Below are 18,078 nucleotides of genomic sequence, written 5' to 3'. Positions count from 1 at the left end.
TATGGCGTGAACGGGTTTTGCTCGGCACGAGCAGCTTAGTAAACCCATACATATAAGGAGGAATAAGAAGCGACACTAAAGTTTAATGGGCCATTATCAGGAAAGAAAGCGCTTGTACAATGCTACAGGCGCTTTTCTAATTTTTTGTGAAATCCACTCTATTTTTATCGTTTTCCGCTATACTTATGGTGAGCAAATGTTTATGCAGAACTTATAGGGAGAAGAGAAATGGCACAGGATTACGAACAATTTATTGCAAATATTAAGAAAAAGACGGGAATTGATCTTTCTTTATACAAGGAAGCGCAGATGAAAAGACGGCTCACATCGCTTTATGAAAAAAGGGGATACCGTTCTTTTCAAGATTACTTCATAGCGATTAGTCAGGATAGGAAGCTATTAGAGGAATTCCTTGATCGAATGACCATTAATGTTTCCGAATTTTATCGGAACGGGAAAAGATGGGAAGTGCTTGAGAAAAAGCTCTTACCAAAAATATTAGAAAGAAATAGTCGTCCAAAAATATGGAGTGCTGCCTGCTCAACAGGTGAAGAGCCCTATACTCTTGCCATGATTATGTCTAAATTTATGCCCCTTTCTCAAGTTCAAATATTGGCGACAGATTTAGATGAAAATGTCATTGCTAGAGCAAAAGTTGGCCTCTATCCAGAAAGATCTTTAAATGAGGTACCTGATGACATGAAAAGGAAGTACTTCACAAAGGATGGAAGCTTTTTTAAGATTGCTGATGAAATTAAGAGGACGGTGACCTTTAAGAAGCAAAATCTTTTAGCGGATCCCTTTGGTGGGCCCTATGACTTAATCGTTTGCCGCAATGTTTTGATTTATTTTACAGAGGATGCAAAGGACATTCTCTACAAAAAGTTCAGTGCGGCGCTAAGGCCGGATGGAATCTTTTTTGTAGGAAGCACAGAACAGATTTTTAATCCGGGATTATACGATTTTGAGACGGAGGATACTTTTTTTTATAGGAAGAAATAGGGAGCCAATAAGGCTCTTTTTTTGTTTTTGAGATATAATAGAAGAATCATAATTTGGCACCGAAAAAAATCATTATTTAAAATTTTTTGCTATTTTTATTTTTGTCGGTATGTTATATTGGTACATAATCCTTTAATGAGTTGAAGGAGGAAAGAAAAATGAGATATTTAACAGCGGGAGAGTCACATGGACCGCAATTAACAACGATTATTGAAGGTTTGCCAGCGGGTATGCCCCTTTTAGCGGAGGATGTTAATAAAGAGTTAGAGCGACGTCAAAAAGGGCATGGGCGTGGAAGAAGAATGCAGATTGAGAAGGACACGGTCCAAATTGCTAGTGGGGTCAGACATGGCTATACCCTAGGATCACCGGTCGCCCTTGTCGTCCAGAATGATGATTGGAAGCATTGGACAAAAATTATGGGGCAAGAACCGTTGGAGCTTACTGAAGGGGAAGAAGTAAAACGACAAATTACTCGTCCCCGTCCAGGTCATGCTGACTTAAATGGAGGCATAAAGTACGGACATCGTGATCTGCGCAATGTTTTGGAGCGTTCTTCGGCTCGTGAAACGACGGTTAGAGTGGCAGCTGGTGCCGTAGCGAAGAAGCTTTTGTCAACACTTGGAATAGAGGTAGCCTCCCATGTTGTAGAAATTGGTGGGATTAGAAGCAAGGTCCAAAATTATGAATCAATAAACTCATTAAAGGAAATTACGGAAAATTCACCTGTGCGGTGCTTAGACCCGCAAGCTGAAAAAGAAATGATGAAAGCGATAGATGAAGCAAAGGAAAACGGGGATTCAATCGGTGGAATCGTGGAAGTAATTGTGGAAGGAATGCCTTCAGGAGTGGGCTCATATGTTCATTATGATCGGAAGCTAGATGCCAAGCTTGCTGCTGCGATTGTCAGTATCAATGCCTTCAAGGGTGTGGAATTTGGCATTGGTTTTGAGGCTGCGAGGAAACCTGGTAGTGAGGTTCACGATGAAATTTCCTGGAGTGAAGAGAAGGGATATACCCGAGATTCTAATCGCCTAGGTGGCTTTGAAGGTGGAATGACGACAGGGATGCCAATTGTGATTCGTGGCGTGATGAAGCCGATTCCAACCCTTTATAAGCCCCTTCAAAGCGTTGATATTGAAACGAAAGAGCCATTCACGGCGAGTATCGAGAGATCGGATAGCTGTGCAGTTCCCGCCGCCGCTGTCGTAGCGGAGAATGTAGTTGCATGGGAAATCGCCGCTGCGATCGTCGAGCAATTTTATTCCGATCGCCTTGATACCCTAATCGAAACAGTGGAGAAACAACGTGAATATGCGAGGGATTTCTAATGGAAGAAATAATCATCCACACCTCCTCCAAGGATTATCCTGTGTTTGTTGGTTCGGGTGTAATAGAGGAATTACCAGCGTTTATTAAGGAGCGATTCCCTTCTGTTACAACGATTCTTATCATGACGGATCAAAATGTCGGAGAGAGATACCTATCTTTGTTGATGGGTATCCTCTCTAATTTTAATCGCACACATTTTATCGTTCCAAATGGGGAAAGTGCCAAGACCTTTGAGGTCTATCATAAATGTCTCACGTACTGTTTGGAGCAAAAGCTCGATCGAAAATCCCTCATCCTCTCTTTTGGTGGTGGGGCGGTTGGGGATTTAAGCGGATTCGTAGCTGCTACTTTCATGCGCGGAATTCCATTTATCCAGCTTCCCACGACGATATTGGCCCATGATAGCGCAGTTGGAGGAAAGGTCGCAATTAATCACCCACTTGGAAAAAATATGATTGGTGCTTTCTATCAGCCTGAGGCTGTGTTCTATGATCTAAGCTTTTTATCCACTCTCCCCCAAAATGAGAGACGCTCAGGATTTGCAGAAGTGATTAAGCACGGGCTTATCCATGATCAGAAGTTTTTTGACTGGTTGCTTGAAAATATAACGGATTTACATCATTTAACGACAGAACAGTTAGGGTACATGTTGGAAATAGGAATCCGAATCAAGGGTGCCATCGTTTCTGAGGATGAAAAGGAAGTGGGGGTTCGCTCCTATTTGAACTTTGGCCATACACTGGGCCATGCGATTGAAGGGGAAGCGGGCTATGGACAAATCACCCACGGAGAAGCAGTGATGATCGGAATGCTGTTTGCCCTTCGATTGAGCAAAGAAATCCTTGATCTTTCCTTTAATATGGAACCATTTGAAAGCTGGCTAACGAAGCTTGGGTATAGGATAGAAATCCCTAACGAGTTAGATCCAAACCGTCTGGTTGCCAGGATGAAGCAGGATAAGAAATCGGTAGGTGGAGAGATTCAATTTGTTTTATTAGATCGTGTTGGCTCACCAGTTTTAAAGAAAATATCAGATGATTTCTTACTACAGCAAATAAGTGCATATAAAGAAGAGGTGAGATGAGATGCTAAGAGGGGTAAGGGGAGCAATCACGATTGAAAACAATTTAGAAGCTGAAATCGTCGCAGCGACAGAAAGATTAATGCGAGAACTCATTGCAAGGAATGATATCGTCCCAGAGGATGTAGCTTCTGTGTTCATTTCTACCACGGTAGAAATTGATGCTGTTTTCCCAGCAAAGGCCTTGAGATTACTTGAAGGATGGACCCATGTCCCTGTAATGTGCATGAGAGAGATTCCGGTGACTGGCTCATTAGAGAAATGCATTCGGGTCATGGTCCATTTGAATACAGATAAGAAACAAACCGAGATAAATCATGTTTATTTGGAGCGGGCCGTCATTTTAAGACCTGATTTAAATGCGTAATTTCAATGTCAACAAAAATTTTGATAAAAAGTGGTGAAACCGATGAGATGGAAAGAAGAAATTCTGGAACTAGCTCCTTATCAGCCTGGAAAATCGATAGATGAAGTCAAAAGACAGTATGGCTTGGATCATATTGTCAAACTTGCTTCTAACGAAAACCCTTTTGGCTGCTCACAAAAAGCGCTTAATGCCATTCGAGATTACGAATCTTCTCTAGCGTTATATCCTGACGGCTATGCGACAGACATTCGCACGAGTCTATCTGAATTTCTTGGCGTCGAGCTAAATCAATTGATTTTTGGAAATGGTTCTGATGAAAACATCCAAATAATTTCACGTGCCCTATTGCGTTCTGGCTATAATACCGTCATGGCTTCTCCAACCTTTTCCCAATATAAGCATAATGCCATTATTGAAGGAGCAGAGGTAAGAGAGGTCCCGCTTGTAAGTGGGGAGCATGATCTTGAGGGCATGTTAGCTGCAATTGATGACAAAACGAATATTGTTTGGCTATGTAGCCCGAATAATCCAACAGGTACATATATTCCCGAAAAAGATTTAATTAGTTTCCTAGAAAGAGTACCAAAGGAAACGCTTGTTGTTCTTGATGAGGCCTATTATGAATATGTCGTGGCCGAGGATTACCATCAGTCCATTGATCTCGTAAAACAATACGAGAATCTCATCGTTCTAAGAACATTTTCCAAAATCTATGGCTTGGCCAGCCAGCGTATTGGCTATGGAATTAGCAATGAGAAGGTTATCCGTACGCTTGAGCCGGTAAGACAGCCCTTTAATACGAGCACTTTTGCGCAAATAGCTGCTATTTCTGCTCTTCTAGATCAGGAATATGTAGTAGAGTGTAGGCAAAGAAACCGCGAAGGCTTAGAGCAGTTTTATCAATTTTGTGATAAGCACCAATTATCCTACATGAAGTCACAAACGAATTTTATTCTGATCGATTTCAAAGTGGACGGAAATGAAGTCTTTCAATATTTACTAGAAAGAGGATATATTGTACGGTCAGGCAGTGGGCTTGGCTTCCCGACCTCAGTCCGCATTACGATAGGCTCGAAGGAGCAGAACATTGGAGTGCAACAAGTGATTGAGCAATTTGTCAATGAGCGAAAGAACAAAGCAGCCCTTTCGAATCATTAGTTCCTATCAAGAAAGCAGGTGATCCCTTGAAAGGTCATGTATTTGTCATTGGGCTTGGACTCATCGGGGGTTCATTGGCTCTATGTATCAAGAAAGAACACCCAGAAGCGACATTGGTTGGCTATGATCTCAATGAAAAGCAATGTAAACTTGGAAAAATGCTTGGTGTCGTTGATGAAATCGCAGATAGCATTGAAAGTGGAGCTGTACATGCTGATTTAATTGTGATTGCAACTCCTGTAAAGGAAGTGGAACGGCTGATCGAGCTTCTCTGTGACCTCCCGTTAAAAGAAAAGGTCATTATTACCGATGCAGGGAGCACGAAAACAGAAATCGTGAAGAAAGCAGCCTGCCTGAAGGAGAAGGGGTATACGTTTATCGGTGGTCATCCAATGGCAGGTTCTCATAAAAGTGGAGTGACTGCGGCAAAGCCGATATTATTCGAAAATGCCTTCTATTTATTAACCCCTGAGCCAGATACAAAGCAAGAAGCAGTGGAAACTCTTCAACTTTGGCTCAAGGGGACAAAGGCGAAGTTTTTGAAGGTTTTGCCTAGTGAGCATGATTATTTGACGGGGGTCATCAGCCATTTCCCACATGTGATTGCGGCATCCCTCGTTCACCAGGCTGAAAAAACGAGCCAAACTCAAAATCTTGTCACGAGGCTTGCTGCAGGGGGATTCCGGGATATTACTCGAATCGCCTCAAGCAACCCGACGATGTGGAGAGATATCTCCTTACATAATAAGAATGTCCTATTAACGCTTTTAAATGAATGGAAGGAAGAGATGGAGAGTATCTCGCAAATGCTGATTGAAGAGAATGAGGAGGCACTCTATCAATATTTCTATCAAGCGAAGAAATTCCGTGATGAAATGCCAATCAAGGAGAAAGGTGCTATTCCAGCATTCTACGATTTATTTGTGGATATTCCCGATTATCCTGGTGTAGTTTCCGAGATCACAGGATACTTGGCCCAGGAAAACATAAGCTTAACCAATATTAGGATTCGTGAAACACGTGAAGGAATTTACGGGGCTCTAGTCATTAGCTTTCAAACAGAAGAGGATCGGGAAAAAGCGGAAAGCTGTATAAAGAGATTTACCAATTTTGAAACTTCGATAGGGTTATAAGGAGGTGATGTCATGAATACTACATCATTAACCGTTCATGTTAATAGACTTACTGGAGAAATTCATATTCCTGGTGATAAGTCCATTTCCCATCGCTCGATTATGTTCGGTGCCATTGCAGAAGGAACAACAACCATCACGAATTTCCTGACAGGCGATGACTGTCTGAGTACGATTTCTTGCTTTCAAAAGCTTGGTGTCGAAATCATACAGGATCATGAAAAAGTGACAATCCATGGCACTGGATTTGAAGGCCTTCAAGAACCAAGTGAAATTCTTGACGTCGGAAATTCAGGAACAACAATTCGTCTCATGATGGGTATATTGGCAGGTCGACCATTTTTTTCTACGCTGATCGGGGACGACTCCATTGCCAAAAGACCGATGACGAGAGTGACTAAGCCTCTTAAAGCTCTAGGAGCCGGTATTGATGGGCGAAGTGGTGGAGAATATACTCCGATCTCGATTCGGGGAGGCAGTCTTAAAGGGATTGAATATCAAGTGCCTGTAGCCAGTGCACAGGTTAAATCGGCTATTTTGCTTGCTGGACTTCAAGCGGGAGGCACAACGAAGGTCATAGAAACGGCAAAGACAAGAGACCACACAGAAAGAATGATTCAGCATTTTGGCGGTGCTGTAGAGGTTGATGGGCTATCCGTCTCTGTTCAGGGTGGACAACAATTGAAAGCTGCTGATGTGCATGTTCCTGGTGATATTTCCTCTGCGGCCTTCTTCCTCGTTGCCGGAGCGATCGTTCCAAATAGCGAGATCATCTTGAGAAATGTAGGACTGAATCCGTCTAGAACAGGAATCATTGATGTAATGAAAGAGATGGGGGCCGATCTAGAGATTTTCAATGAGGATCTTGCCGCCTTTGAACCCGTTGGGGATATGAGGATTAAAACCTCATCTCTAAAGGGAATGACCATTGGTGGAGACTTGATTCCAAGACTAATTGATGAAATTCCTGTCATCGCACTGCTGGCGACACAAGCTGAGGGAGTTACAGTCATCAAGGATGCCGAGGAGCTCAAGGTAAAGGAGACCAACCGCATTGATACCGTTGTTCACGAGCTTGCGAAGCTGGGAGCAAGGATTGAAGCCACTAATGATGGAATGATCATTCATGGGCGAACTAATTTGTCCGGTGGAATTGTAGATAGCTATGGAGATCATCGTATCGGTATGATGCTAGCGATTGCGGCATTGATTTGTGAAAAAGAAGTCAACCTTGTGGATGCCGGTGCCATTTCCGTATCCTATCCCAACTTTTTCTCTCATTTAGAAAACCTATTATCGTAAACTCTTCCATGCTGTAGTCATCTGCAGCATGTTTTTTTTGCATATTTATTTTTGCTCCAGCATAGCTTGTCATAAGACCGTTTGAAAAGGGTGGTTTGATGGCGTATATCATCGAGAATGCCAATGTATTGAAGGAGTCTGGACTGAAACAGCTCTCTCTCTTGATTAAGGATGAGAGAATACATTCAATAAGGCCCTCCTTCAAGAAATTCTCCTATATGAGATTGAATGCAGAGAGCTATGTAATGACCCCTTCCCATATTATCTATTGTCCAGAAATCCCAGTTGATACTTCCTTTCCGAATATGAAGCAGTTTTTTATTGATACGTTCATCGTTAGAGGATGTACGATGTTTCTTACCAACACAACTATTGAAAAAGAGCATTTATTAAAAAAATCCTTGCAGCAAATCAAGAGAAATCTTCTTAACAGTCCCATTGATTTTACAATTGGCGTCAGAATCTCTCCCTCATTATTAACCCCAAATTTTATAAGAAAATGTAAGAAGGAGAAAATTCCAGCAATATTTGTCGAAATCGATTCAAAAAGTAGGCTAGATCTTATCCCTTGGGGATGGATTAGAGAGGCGATGTTCCCCTACAATAGCCCGCTCATCCCAATTTTCTTAGATGAACGGGAGAGACAGAGAAAAAGTGCTCAAATGAGGTGGACAAGCATCATGAATATGGAGAAAATCCCTTCTATCGAGCATGAACTGAAGGCTAAAGAGCCAATTTCCCGAACGAATCTAAGTAAAATGGGAATATATCCAAAGAGGTTAGGCATTCATCAGGGTGGGGAGGTCAGTTATAATTTCTATTTGAAAGCTGATGATATGATGGAAATAGAAGAAAGCAAGCTCTTTCAAGAATATTTGGAAAGATTGGTGGTAGCTGTTCATCGAGGTAAGGTCATAAAAGCGGGTGCTAATGTTTTCTTCCGTCCTGGCTTTGGTGAGCATGTGATTGTTGACAAACCCTCATTTTTTTACATGGAATGAAACCCTTATATTATGAAGCTTCCCCTTTTTCTATTATAATGATAGGTACGAATAGATAGGGAAAGGAATAAAGAATGGACAAAATAAATAATATCATCACATTATTAGAGAATGGTCAGCATGAAGAGGCGTTCCAAGGCTATACACAAATTCTTGCAGATGGCACCAATGATGAACGATTCATTCTCGCTGAGGAATTGTTTCAATATGGCTTTCTCGAAGAAGCGAAGAAGCTTTTTGAAAGATTGCTTGAAGCATATCCCAAGGAAGGGGAGATTCTTGTTTCCCTTGCCGAAATTTTTGTGGAGCAGGGTGAGGAAGATGAGGCTCTCGAACTATTAAGCAAAATAAGGGAAGATGACCCGACTTATCCACAAAGTCTGTTATTGCAAGCGGATCTATATTTAATGGAGGGACTGTTTGAGGTCAGTGAACAGAAATTATTGAAAGCCAAAGCTACCCTTCCCGATGAGGTAATCATTGATTTTGCCTTGGGGGAATTATATTTGGAGCAGGGGCGATTTATCGAAGCCATTAGGTCCTATGAGAATGTATTAGCTACCGCAGAAGTTCTTGCTGGAGTCAATATCCATCAAAGATTGGGTGATGCATTAAGCGCTGGTGGTGCATTTGAGGAAGCCTTGCCGCATTACGAACAGGCATTAAATGATAGTCTCGAAATCAATACTCTGTTTCAGTATGGCTTCACTGCCTTCCAAGCAGGAATGAATAAGACGGCCATTGAGAAATTTACAGAGCTGAAGGAATTGGATCCTGAATATCATTCACTCTACCTCTACTTAGCAAAGGCATATGAACGGGAAGAAGAGCTTGACAAAGGCTTTTCTGTAATTCAGGAAGGTTTGCGTTTTGATGAATATAATAAGGAACTTTATTTTTATGGTGGGAAGCTGGCATTAAAGCTCCACCAAGAGGAGTCTGCAGAGAAGCTGTTAAGACAAGCACTTGCCCTGGATCCGGAATTTATTGAGGCTGGATTAACGATTAATAAATTATTGCTGCATCAGGAAAGATATGAGGATGTCATTGAAATTATTGAGATTTTTGCTGCAAATGGAATAGAGGAACCCCATTTATTATGGGATGAGGCTGTCGCTCTACAGCATTTGGAAAAATATTCGCATGCATTAAACAAATATCAACTTGCATATAATTCTCTAAAGAATGATACTGATTTTCTATCTGATTATGGATACTTTCTGCTTGAGGAAGGAAAAAGGGAAGAGGCTGCCGAAGTATTTAATAAGCTTCTCAAACAGGATTCTACAAATACGGAGTACGAAGAGCTTTTGCAGAGACTTAAATACTAAAAACTTGTATGCAGAGGAGGGCATAGCGATGAAGACCCCTGTATCTGTCAACGAGAAAAAAGATTTTATTCGCTGGTTTTTAAATCATTACCAATTGAAGAGGCGCGAGTGCGTGTGGATCCTCAATTATTTGATGAGCCATGATCAGCTTATGGAAAAGGTTCATTTCGTCGAGCAGGCCCAATATTGTCCACGTGGTCTAGTCATGTCGACTCATTGTGTGGATGAAGTTCCGTTTCGTTTCTATAAGGAAAATGTGATGACAACCGATGCGGAGAAGTCCTTTCACGATATACGACTAAATCGAGATGAAGAAATTTTTATCCAATTAAATTTTTATGCCTCAAATAAGGCTCATCAGTATGCGGCAGTTCTTGAGGAAAACCCATTCATGCCGAAAAGCCTTCACATTAGCGAAAAAGACCGGTTGATTGCTGAAAATTTTCTATCTTCAAGCATCAAGAATTTCCAAAGAGAGAAGCTGCTTCGATTGATCGATGAAGCACTCGATAAACAGGATAAAGCTGCTTTTAATCAATTAACCAAGCAATTAAAGAAGCTTGGGAAAACATAATCTTATGGAGCTTGCTAAAAAAGCAGGCTTTTTATTTTGCGCTATGTTCACCCTGTGCAAAATGGTATGATAGTATAGGATTTGACATGAGGGGTGATTAGATGAAATGGGTTGCAAAAGATATTGAAGTGTATTTAGGTGCAAAAGAATATGTGGATACAGTGGTACTGCCATTACTTCCTGTTTCTTTTGCAGATGATATTAAACAAACAGCATCGATGACGGAGTTCATTACTTTATTATCAGGACAGCTGGAAAGACAATTTAAGGGAAGGCTTCTGATGCTTCCTGGCTTTTCATACATAAAGACTGAGTCAGAGGAAAAACTGTTAGAAACTGTGAATCATTGGGGAGCGGAAATTGTCAAACAGGGATTCAAGCATGTCTTTTTTGTCACGTCTGACAGCGACTGGAAAGCGAGAGAAGATAAGCTTGATGGCTCATTGATTTGGCTTCCTTTCTTACCGCTAGAACATATGGATAAAAATTATCTCAATTCTATTTTAGAAGACCAAGTGAAGCAAATGATCAGTCTCTTTATTAAAAAGTGGCAAGACCGTGACTCGCAGTGAATTTAGTCACACAGTTGCCACGGTTTAAGTGATTTATTATATTGACCAAAGGTATAGATTGATATATCATGGTTATGTCCTAGTTTTATATTGTGTTGAATGATGTCCGTTGGACTACAATTTCATAATAGAGGGGGGAAAGGTATGAGCAAACAGCGCGTAACAAGACGTCAATTCCTAAACTATACACTTACTGGTGTTGGTGGATTCATGGCTGCAGGGATGTTAATGCCAATGGTTCGTTTTGCGGTTGACCCTGTGTTGAAGCATAATCCGGCGGGTGACTTTATTGTCACTGATAAGAAAATTTCGGATATTACAAATGAACCTGTACGAGTAGACTTTTCTTTTGAACAGCAGGATGCTTGGTACACTGCTGAGGTAACGAATACGGCATGGGTATATAAAGATGACAAGGGAGAGATTGTCGCATTATCTCCAGTTTGTAAGCATTTAGGCTGTACCGTAGACTGGAATACGGACAAGGCAAATCCAGAACATTTCTTCTGTCCATGTCATAATGGATTGTACACAAAGGATGGTACGAACGTACCTGGTACACCACCATCAGCTCCGCTTGATGTATATCCATACAAAGAAGTTGATGGATATTTGGCTTTAGGTAAAGCAGCACCGCGAAAGGAGGCGTAATCATTGTTAAACAAGATTTATGATTGGGTAGATGAGCGTTTGGATATTACGCCTTTGTGGCGGGATATTGCAGACCATGAAGTTCCTGAACATGTAAACCCTGCACATCACTTTTCAGCGTTTGTTTACTGTTTTGGTGGTCTAACGTTCTTTGTAACAGTTATTCAAATTTTATCCGGTATGTTCTTAACGATGTACTATGTTCCGGATATCAAAAATGCTTGGGAATCCATTTATTACTTACAAAATGAAGTTGCTTTCGGACAAATTGTTCGGGGTATGCACCACTGGGGTGCGAGTTTAGTTATCGTAATGATGTTCTTACATACGTTACGTGTTTTCTTCCAAGGAGCATATAAGAAACCACGTGAGCTTAACTGGATCGTTGGGGTTCTCATTTTCTTTGTCATGCTAGCACTTGGGTTAACAGGTTATTTATTGCCTTGGGATATGAAAGCGTTATTTGCGACAAAAGTAACACTTAACATTATTGATTCTGTCCCATTTATAGGTGAATACTTAAAAATACTAATTGCCGGACATTCTGATATTGTAGGTGCAAAAACAATCACTCGCTTCTTTGCGATTCATGTATTCTTCTTACCTGCCGCATTGTTTGGACTAATGGCTGCCCACTTCTTAATGATTCGCAAACAAGGTATTTCAGGTCCGTTGTAAAATTTTTTCGAACTCAATATTGTGAATTTTTAAAAGGAGGGGAATTGCTCCATGCATCGTGGAAAAGGTATGAAGTTTGTGGGAGATTCACGTGTCCCTGCTTCAGGTCGTATGCCTAATATTCCGAAGGACTATTCGGAATATCCAGGAAAAACAGAAGCTTTCTGGCCAAACTTTCTTCTGAAGGAATGGCTCATTGGTGCTGTTTTCCTTGTAGGATTCTTATGTTTAACGGCTGTTCATCAGCCACCGCTGGAAAAAATCGCGGATCCGAGTGATACAGCTTATATTCCGATGCCAGACTGGTATTTCTTATTCTTGTATCAATTATTAAAATATACTTATGCTTCAGGACCATATGGGGTTATCGGAGCATTGGTTATTCCAGGGTTAGCTTTCGGTGCATTACTTCTTGCTCCATTTATTGATCGTGGACCTGAGAGACGTCCATCGAAGCGTCCTTTAGCAACTGGTTTCATGCTTCTTGCTTTAGCTTCTATTACCTATTTAACTTGGGAATCTGTCGTTAATCACGACTGGGAAGCTGCAAAGGCACAAGGAGCCATTGTTGCGGATGTAGAAATTGATAAAGAATCAGATGGCTATAAGGCACTCGAAGCCTATACTTGTACGAGCTGCCATGGCGGTGACCTTGCGGGAAGCGGACAAAATCCAGCTCTTATCGATACAGGTCTAACTGCTGAAGAAGTAGCTGATATTGCTAAGAATGGTAAAGGTGCAATGCCTCCTGGAATCTTCAAAGGGACCGATGAAGAGCTGAAAGCACTTTCTGAATTCATCGCTGGTTTATCATCTAAATAACTTTTACGAAAGCTGACGGAAATTCGTCAGCTTTTTTAATCTACATTGAAGAATGGAGGTGTTGGATTTGAAGTGGATCTATTCAATCTTAGGCAATCGTTCGGTCCTTTGGCTGCTACTTATCGTCAATTTCTTGGGAACTGCCTATGGCTATTATTGGTACAGAGACCAGCTGTCAAGGACACCCGATATATTTTTAGCCTTTGTTCCCGATAGTCCAACGGCTAGTTTGTTTTTTTTATTTGTGTTAGGCGCATTTATTTTAGGAAAGAACTTTCCACTCTTTGAAGCTCTAGCCATTGTTACCCTATTTAAATATGGGATTTGGGCTGTTGTCATGAATTTGCTCGTCTTTATCGTTTCTGGAGAGCTGGACCCAATCGGGTTGATGCTCATGATTTCTCACGGTGCGATGGCAATAGAGGGAGTACTGTACGCTCCTTTTTACCGTTTTAAGCTCTGGCATTTGGTGGTTGCGGGGGTTTGGACTTTACATAATGACATCATTGATTATGTTTTCTTTATGATGCCGACCTATCATATGCTTAATGATTATATGCCGCAAATTGGTTATTTCACGTTCTGGTTAAGTGTAGCATCATTAGGGATTGCCTATTACTTCGTTTTACGAAAACAAAGATTTACTCTCTCCATTAAATAGAGACCGTTCATATTGTTGGTCTAACCTTGTCCACCCTCTCATACGATTTAGTAGAAAGGGCTATTTTTGCATGGATGGTTACGTGTTGAAAATAGACGAACCATTGTGAAAGTGCAGATTGTAATGTGAGGGGGGACCGAAATTGAAATGGAAAGCAGCTATTTTTTTAATGATTATGCTTGTTATTACACCAGTAACGACACTTGCTACTCATCATACATCCTCGATCGAAAAGCTTGATCAAATATCTGATGAGGCTCTTCAGTTGGTGAAATCCTCGCGCTATGAGGAAGCAAAAAAGCTCCTAGAATATTTTTCAGATCAGTTCTTGCTTTATACAATGGAAAATCACAGCTTCTCAATAGATGAAACACGGATTGTTACTCTTGCTCATAACGAGGCAGTCGAGGCGATGAGCAATGGGACGATGAATCATGAGGAACGAATCAATCGGGTAACTAAATTCCGCTTAGCGATCGATGCGATCACCTCCTCCAATCAGCCCCTTTGGACAGGGATGGAAGGACCGATCATGTCTGTTTTTGCAGAGGTGAAGGAGGCAGCATTAAAGGGTGAAAATGAAAGCTTCCACTCCCAATTAAATTCTTTCTTATCCCTTTATGAGATGATCTATCCGAGTATGAAGCTAAATGCCCCAGTTCAAACGGTACAAAAAATTGATGCGCGCATTCAATTTATCGATGAATATCGACCACAGATTCTATCTGATCAGACGAGCCAAATCGAATTAGAGGCATTGGAGCAGGATCTAAGGGATTTATTCGATCAAACCTCTGAGGATGAAGCAGATCCTTCCCTTTGGTGGGTGATCATTACAACTGGCAGTATCATCATCGTTACATTATCCTATGTCGGATGGAAAAAGTATAAGGGAGAAAAGGAAAAGGAAAGAGAGAAGAAACGAATGTAATGGATAGATGCTTTTTGGTTGACTCCTATATTAACGATTACTAGAATATACATAACAACATTGTAATGGAGGAACTGAGAAAACATGTTTCTGATTTATTTTGCTTTCATCGTTTTGATTCCAATCCTGGCTCAGCTCAAGGTGAAAGGGGCCTACTCCAAATATTCCCGAATCGCTTCCTCTTCCCATATGCGTGGTGCGGAGGTGGCGAGAAGAATACTTGATTCAAATGGATTGTATCATGTTGATGTAGTGGAAACACGCGGACAATTAACCGATCATTATGATCCAAGATCAAAGACCGTCCGCTTATCTTCAGCTAACTACCACGGACATTCATTAGCAGCTGCTGCGATTGCGGCGCATGAGGTCGGACATGCCATACAGGACCAAGAGGACTATGCAGCCCTTCGATTTCGCCACGCATTAGTTCCTGTTGCAAATATTGGTTCAAATTTATCCTGGATTCTCATTATGGTTGGTCTTCTTGCACAGTTAAGTGGATTGCTCCTGCTCGGGATTATTTTCATGGCTGCAGCCGTACTATTCCAACTCGTTACACTCCCGGTTGAGTTTAATGCATCTAATCGGGCGATGGATCAGGTTGTATCCCTAGGTATCATCCGTAATGATGAAGAGCGGCAAACGAAGAAGGTACTGAGTGCAGCAGCCCTAACATATGTCGCAGCTGCGGCCGTAGCAGTGCTAGAATTGCTTCGACTTGTATTGATCTTTACCGGAATGCAAAGAGACGAATAGGAATTAGAAAAAGACAGCCAGACCGGCTGTCTTTTTCTAATTCCTACGTATTATCTTTCAATTGGCCTTTTATTTTCATCTAATGTAAAGCCTTCCCCAAGAACATCATGAACGACGCTGACGGATACAAATGCATGGGGATCAACCGATGTCACAAGGTTTTTTAATCGAACCATCTCATTTCTCCCGACCACACAGTAGAGGACATCCTTTTCCTGCTTTGTGAAGGAGCCATGCCCTTTCAAAGCGGTTACCCCACGGTCCATCTCCTCCATAATTTTGGCAGAGATTTCATCGCTTTTTTCCGAGATGATCATTGCTCCCCGTGCGGAATACGCTCCTTCTTGCATAAAGTCAATCACTCTTGCCCCGACGAACACTGCAACCAATGTATACATCGCTTCCCGATAGGATAAGTAAAAAATTAGCGAAAGGGTGATGACGATAAAATCAAACATAAACATTGTCTTTCCCATGCTCCAGCCCAAATACTTTTGTCCGAGCCTTGCAATAATGTCGACACCACCGGTTGTTCCACCAAACCGAAAGATAATTCCAAGTCCGATTCCGATAAAAACACCGGCAAAGAGCGCTGCAAGAGTCATATCATCGTTCAGCGGAATATCGAATTGATAGCGCTGGAAGAGCCAAAGAAAAATCGACACACTCACCGTCCCGATTAACGTGTACAAGAAGACATTTCTTCCAAGCAGCTTCCAGCCTATAAAAAAGACAGGGATATTCAATAGAAGGTTTGTATAGGACGGATCGATCTTAAAGAGAAAATAAAGCAGTAATGTGATCCCTGTAAAACCACCTTCAGCGAGATTGTTTTGCATATTAAAATGAACAATCCCAAAGGAAAAAATCGCCGAACCGAGCAATATGAAAAGGGTGTTCTTTATTTTAAGTCCAAAGAGCATAGACATTTCCTCTCTTTCAAATTCTTAACACCTTTAAAACGCTTTAATTATAAGTGAACAAACTGGGAATGGCAACAAAGAATGGATTTTTCTATCATGTTGTAGCTGTTTGAATCAAGAAATTAATAGAAATTCCCATTGCTTTCACTCTATAAAAGAAAAAATATTTGTAATGAGATTCTATATTGTCTAGAATTAATTTTAATAGTGTAAGACAAGAGGTGACAAAATTGGAGAAAGAAAAGACAGTAAAGGAGCTTCAAGCAGAAGTTCATGAATATATTTCTCAGTTCAAGGAAGGGTACTTCAGTCCTCTCGCTTTGATGGCGAGAATGACGGAGGAATTGGGGGAATTAGCACGGGAAGTCAATCATTATTATGGAGAAAAGCCAAAGAAAGCGACAGAGGATGAAAAAACGATCGAGGAAGAGCTAGGGGATGTTCTATTTGTATTAACCTGCTTTGCCAATTCATTAAATATTGATTTGGAGCAGGCCCATGACCGGGTAATGACTAAATTTAAGACAAGAGATAAAGATCGTTGGACAAGGATTAAGGAGTGAACAGAATGACTAAGGTAAGGGTAATTATTGCCGGTCCAAGAGGAAGAATGGGCCGAGAAGCTGTGCAGCTTGTTGAAAGAACGGATGAGTATGAATTAGTGGGAGCCATCGATTACAAATACGATGGGAAGCAACTTAGTGACATCGAAGGGTTTCAGCATATACATATTCCTGTGTTTGGAAATATTGAAGCATGCTTACATACAGTTCAAGCGGATGTCCTCATTGATCTAACAACACCAGAGGTGGGAATGCATCATACGAGAACAGCCTTGCTCCATGGGGTACGTCCAGTCGTAGGAACAACCGGTTTTAAGAAAGAGGACTTACAAGAGCTTGAACAGATTTGCCATGAAAAAGAACTAGGCTGTATCATCGCACCTAATTTTGCGATTGGAGCGGTCTTGATGATGAAATTTGCGCAAATGGCTGGAAAGTACTTCAATGATGTCGAAATCATTGAACTGCATCATGATGGAAAGCTTGATGCTCCTTCAGGTACGGCAGTGAAAACCGCCCAGATGATCGCAGAAGTAAGAGAGAAGAAAACACAAGGCCATCCAAATGAAAAGGAAACAATCGCTGGGGCAAGAGGCGCTGATTATGAGGGAATGCATATTCATTCCGTTAGACTTCCAGGCCTCATTGCGCATCAACAGGTCATGTTTGGTGCAGACGGGCAGACCTTAACCATTAGGCATGATTCCTATAACCGCGCTTCGTTTATGTCAGGGGTCAAGCTTGCTGTTGATACCGTCATGAAAATGGATGTTTTTGTATACGGGCTTGAAAACATTATCGAGTAGATAAGAAATGAGAGGATAAGATGAAGATTGCATTAATTGCTCATGATAAGAAAAAAGATGATATGGTCCGCTTTGTAACCGCCTATGAAAATATTCTCAAAGAGCATTCTCTTTTTGCAACAGGGACAACTGGTGCCAGGATTATGGAGGCAACAGCGCTTAAGGTGACTCGCTTTCAATCGGGTCCTCTCGGCGGAGATCAACAAATCGGTGCGATGATTGCCAAAAATGAGATGGATGTTGTTCTATTTTTCCGCGATCCTCTCACAGCACAGCCCCATGAACCGGATGTATCAGCATTAATTCGTCTCAGTGATGTATATTCTGTTCCCCTTGCGACAAATATGGGGACAGCAGAGGTTATCATTAAGGGCTTAGAGCGTGGGGACCTATCATGGCGAGAGATAATGGAGACTAGAAACGGAGACTAG

At 41.4% G+C, this 18,078-nt stretch carries 21 protein-coding genes; 20 read left to right on the top strand and 1 reads right to left on the bottom strand.

Features of this window, described 5'->3' with window-relative positions:
* Window positions 1-228 precede the first annotated feature (228 nt).
* The 17 genes from J2S07_RS07460 (at window position 229) to J2S07_RS07380 (ending at window position 15,355) form a co-directional block, all read left to right on the top strand.
* Complete coding sequence (locus J2S07_RS07460) at window positions 229-1,002, top strand: CheR family methyltransferase (protein ID WP_307149790.1); 774 nt, start codon at window positions 229-231, stop codon at window positions 1,000-1,002.
* Window positions 1,003-1,160: 158 nt separating this feature from the next.
* The gene (gene aroC / locus J2S07_RS07455; RefSeq protein ID WP_307149789.1) at window positions 1,161-2,333 is read left to right on the top strand and encodes a chorismate synthase; all 1,173 of its coding nucleotides are present in this window, start codon (window positions 1,161-1,163) and stop codon (window positions 2,331-2,333) included.
* Window positions 2,333-3,418, top strand: coding sequence for a 3-dehydroquinate synthase (gene aroB, locus J2S07_RS07450; RefSeq protein WP_307149788.1), 1,086 nt, complete (start codon window positions 2,333-2,335; stop codon window positions 3,416-3,418). Before aroC ends, aroB begins: the two co-directional genes overlap by 1 nt.
* Window position 3,419: 1 nt before the next feature.
* The gene (gene aroH / locus J2S07_RS07445; protein ID WP_307149787.1) at window positions 3,420-3,782 is read left to right on the top strand and encodes a chorismate mutase; all 363 of its coding nucleotides are present in this window, start codon (window positions 3,420-3,422) and stop codon (window positions 3,780-3,782) included.
* 42 nt (window positions 3,783-3,824) lie between these two features.
* Entirely contained in the window at window positions 3,825-4,940 is a 1,116-nt protein-coding gene (gene hisC / locus J2S07_RS07440) for a histidinol-phosphate transaminase (protein ID WP_307149786.1), read from the top strand.
* Between the two features lie 26 nt (window positions 4,941-4,966).
* Complete coding sequence (locus J2S07_RS07435) at window positions 4,967-6,073, top strand: prephenate dehydrogenase (protein ID WP_307149785.1); 1,107 nt, start codon at window positions 4,967-4,969, stop codon at window positions 6,071-6,073.
* A gap of 12 nt (window positions 6,074-6,085) precedes the next feature.
* Entirely contained in the window at window positions 6,086-7,375 is a 1,290-nt protein-coding gene (aroA, locus tag J2S07_RS07430) for a 3-phosphoshikimate 1-carboxyvinyltransferase (protein ID WP_307149784.1), read from the top strand.
* Window positions 7,376-7,473: 98 nt separating this feature from the next.
* The gene (locus J2S07_RS07425; RefSeq protein WP_307149783.1) at window positions 7,474-8,376 is read left to right on the top strand and encodes a hypothetical protein; all 903 of its coding nucleotides are present in this window, start codon (window positions 7,474-7,476) and stop codon (window positions 8,374-8,376) included.
* Window positions 8,377-8,450: 74 nt separating this feature from the next.
* Window positions 8,451-9,707 carry a tetratricopeptide repeat protein gene (locus J2S07_RS07420; RefSeq protein WP_307149782.1) on the top strand — a complete coding sequence of 419 codons (1,257 nt, stop codon included), beginning with the start codon at window positions 8,451-8,453 and terminating at the stop codon, window positions 9,705-9,707.
* 28 nt (window positions 9,708-9,735) lie between these two features.
* The gene (locus J2S07_RS07415; RefSeq protein WP_307149781.1) at window positions 9,736-10,281 is read left to right on the top strand and encodes a ReoY family proteolytic degradation factor; all 546 of its coding nucleotides are present in this window, start codon (window positions 9,736-9,738) and stop codon (window positions 10,279-10,281) included.
* Window positions 10,282-10,382: 101 nt separating this feature from the next.
* Window positions 10,383-10,853, top strand: a complete 471-nt coding sequence (locus J2S07_RS07410) for a YpiF family protein (protein WP_307149780.1) — start codon at window positions 10,383-10,385, stop codon at window positions 10,851-10,853.
* Window positions 10,854-10,997: 144 nt separating this feature from the next.
* A complete protein-coding gene (locus tag J2S07_RS07405) occupies window positions 10,998-11,504 on the top strand; it encodes a QcrA and Rieske domain-containing protein (RefSeq protein WP_307149779.1) in 507 nt (168 codons plus the stop codon).
* Between the two features lie 3 nt (window positions 11,505-11,507).
* Complete coding sequence (qcrB, locus tag J2S07_RS07400; protein ID WP_307149778.1) at window positions 11,508-12,182, top strand: menaquinol-cytochrome c reductase cytochrome b subunit; 675 nt, start codon at window positions 11,508-11,510, stop codon at window positions 12,180-12,182.
* A gap of 51 nt (window positions 12,183-12,233) precedes the next feature.
* Window positions 12,234-13,004, top strand: a complete 771-nt coding sequence (locus J2S07_RS07395; RefSeq protein WP_307149777.1) for a menaquinol-cytochrome c reductase cytochrome b/c subunit — start codon at window positions 12,234-12,236, stop codon at window positions 13,002-13,004.
* A gap of 67 nt (window positions 13,005-13,071) precedes the next feature.
* On the top strand, window positions 13,072-13,665 hold the full coding sequence (gene lhaT, locus J2S07_RS07390) for a lipoprotein heptaprenylglyceryl N-acetyltransferase LhaT (protein ID WP_307149776.1): 594 nt from the start codon (window positions 13,072-13,074) through the stop codon (window positions 13,663-13,665).
* Window positions 13,666-13,807: 142 nt separating this feature from the next.
* Window positions 13,808-14,596 (top strand): sporulation protein YpjB, encoded by a 789-nt coding sequence (gene ypjB, locus J2S07_RS07385; protein ID WP_307149775.1) that lies wholly within the window; start codon window positions 13,808-13,810, stop codon window positions 14,594-14,596.
* A gap of 84 nt (window positions 14,597-14,680) precedes the next feature.
* Window positions 14,681-15,355: a zinc metallopeptidase gene (locus J2S07_RS07380; RefSeq protein WP_307149774.1), complete on the top strand. Its 675-nt coding sequence runs from the start codon at window positions 14,681-14,683 to the stop codon at window positions 15,353-15,355.
* 50 nt (window positions 15,356-15,405) lie between these two features.
* Here J2S07_RS07380 and J2S07_RS07375 read toward each other — a convergent pair whose 3' ends face one another.
* A complete protein-coding gene (locus tag J2S07_RS07375; RefSeq protein WP_307149773.1) occupies window positions 15,406-16,278 on the bottom strand; it encodes a YitT family protein in 873 nt (290 codons plus the stop codon).
* A gap of 230 nt (window positions 16,279-16,508) precedes the next feature.
* On the opposite strand from J2S07_RS07375, the gene J2S07_RS07370 reads away from it, so the two are divergent.
* The 3 genes from J2S07_RS07370 to mgsA are packed head-to-tail and all read left to right on the top strand — an operon-like array spanning window position 16,509 to window position 18,078.
* Window positions 16,509-16,841: a nucleotide pyrophosphohydrolase gene (locus tag J2S07_RS07370; protein WP_307149772.1), complete on the top strand. Its 333-nt coding sequence runs from the start codon at window positions 16,509-16,511 to the stop codon at window positions 16,839-16,841.
* Window positions 16,842-16,846: 5 nt separating this feature from the next.
* Entirely contained in the window at window positions 16,847-17,647 is an 801-nt protein-coding gene (dapB, locus tag J2S07_RS07365; RefSeq protein WP_307149771.1) for a 4-hydroxy-tetrahydrodipicolinate reductase, read from the top strand.
* Window positions 17,648-17,667: 20 nt separating this feature from the next.
* Window positions 17,668-18,078: a methylglyoxal synthase gene (gene mgsA, locus J2S07_RS07360; RefSeq protein ID WP_307149770.1), complete on the top strand. Its 411-nt coding sequence runs from the start codon at window positions 17,668-17,670 to the stop codon at window positions 18,076-18,078.

Source organism: Anoxybacillus andreesenii, assembly GCF_030813005.1.
Classification (GTDB): domain Bacteria; phylum Bacillota; class Bacilli; order Bacillales; family Cytobacillaceae; genus Robertmurraya; species Robertmurraya andreesenii.
Note: the sequence above shows the minus strand (reverse complement) of the source record. Positions and strands in the feature narration are given on the sequence as shown.

What these genes read in the sequence shown, in the direction of transcription:
- J2S07_RS07460 (WP_307149790.1), top strand. Translation starts at nt 229, where the DNA reads ATGGCACAGGATTACGAACAATTTATTGCAAATATTAAGAAAAAGACG.
- aroC (WP_307149789.1), top strand. Translation starts at nt 1,161, where the DNA reads ATGAGATATTTAACAGCGGGAGAGTCACATGGACCGCAATTAACAACG.
- aroB (WP_307149788.1), top strand. Translation starts at nt 2,333, where the DNA reads ATGGAAGAAATAATCATCCACACCTCCTCCAAGGATTATCCTGTGTTT.
- aroH (WP_307149787.1), top strand. Translation starts at nt 3,420, where the DNA reads ATGCTAAGAGGGGTAAGGGGAGCAATCACGATTGAAAACAATTTAGAA.
- hisC (WP_307149786.1), top strand. Translation starts at nt 3,825, where the DNA reads ATGAGATGGAAAGAAGAAATTCTGGAACTAGCTCCTTATCAGCCTGGA.
- aroA (WP_307149784.1), top strand. Translation starts at nt 6,086, where the DNA reads ATGAATACTACATCATTAACCGTTCATGTTAATAGACTTACTGGAGAA.
- J2S07_RS07425 (WP_307149783.1), top strand. Translation starts at nt 7,474, where the DNA reads ATGGCGTATATCATCGAGAATGCCAATGTATTGAAGGAGTCTGGACTG.
- J2S07_RS07420 (WP_307149782.1), top strand. Translation starts at nt 8,451, where the DNA reads ATGGACAAAATAAATAATATCATCACATTATTAGAGAATGGTCAGCAT.
- J2S07_RS07415 (WP_307149781.1), top strand. Translation starts at nt 9,736, where the DNA reads ATGAAGACCCCTGTATCTGTCAACGAGAAAAAAGATTTTATTCGCTGG.
- J2S07_RS07410 (WP_307149780.1), top strand. Translation starts at nt 10,383, where the DNA reads ATGAAATGGGTTGCAAAAGATATTGAAGTGTATTTAGGTGCAAAAGAA.
- J2S07_RS07405 (WP_307149779.1), top strand. Translation starts at nt 10,998, where the DNA reads ATGAGCAAACAGCGCGTAACAAGACGTCAATTCCTAAACTATACACTT.
- J2S07_RS07395 (WP_307149777.1), top strand. Translation starts at nt 12,234, where the DNA reads ATGCATCGTGGAAAAGGTATGAAGTTTGTGGGAGATTCACGTGTCCCT.
- J2S07_RS07380 (WP_307149774.1), top strand. Translation starts at nt 14,681, where the DNA reads ATGTTTCTGATTTATTTTGCTTTCATCGTTTTGATTCCAATCCTGGCT.
- J2S07_RS07375 (WP_307149773.1), bottom strand. Translation starts at nt 16,278, where the DNA reads ATGCTCTTTGGACTTAAAATAAAGAACACCCTTTTCATATTGCTCGGT.
- dapB (WP_307149771.1), top strand. Translation starts at nt 16,847, where the DNA reads ATGACTAAGGTAAGGGTAATTATTGCCGGTCCAAGAGGAAGAATGGGC.
- mgsA (WP_307149770.1), top strand. Translation starts at nt 17,668, where the DNA reads ATGAAGATTGCATTAATTGCTCATGATAAGAAAAAAGATGATATGGTC.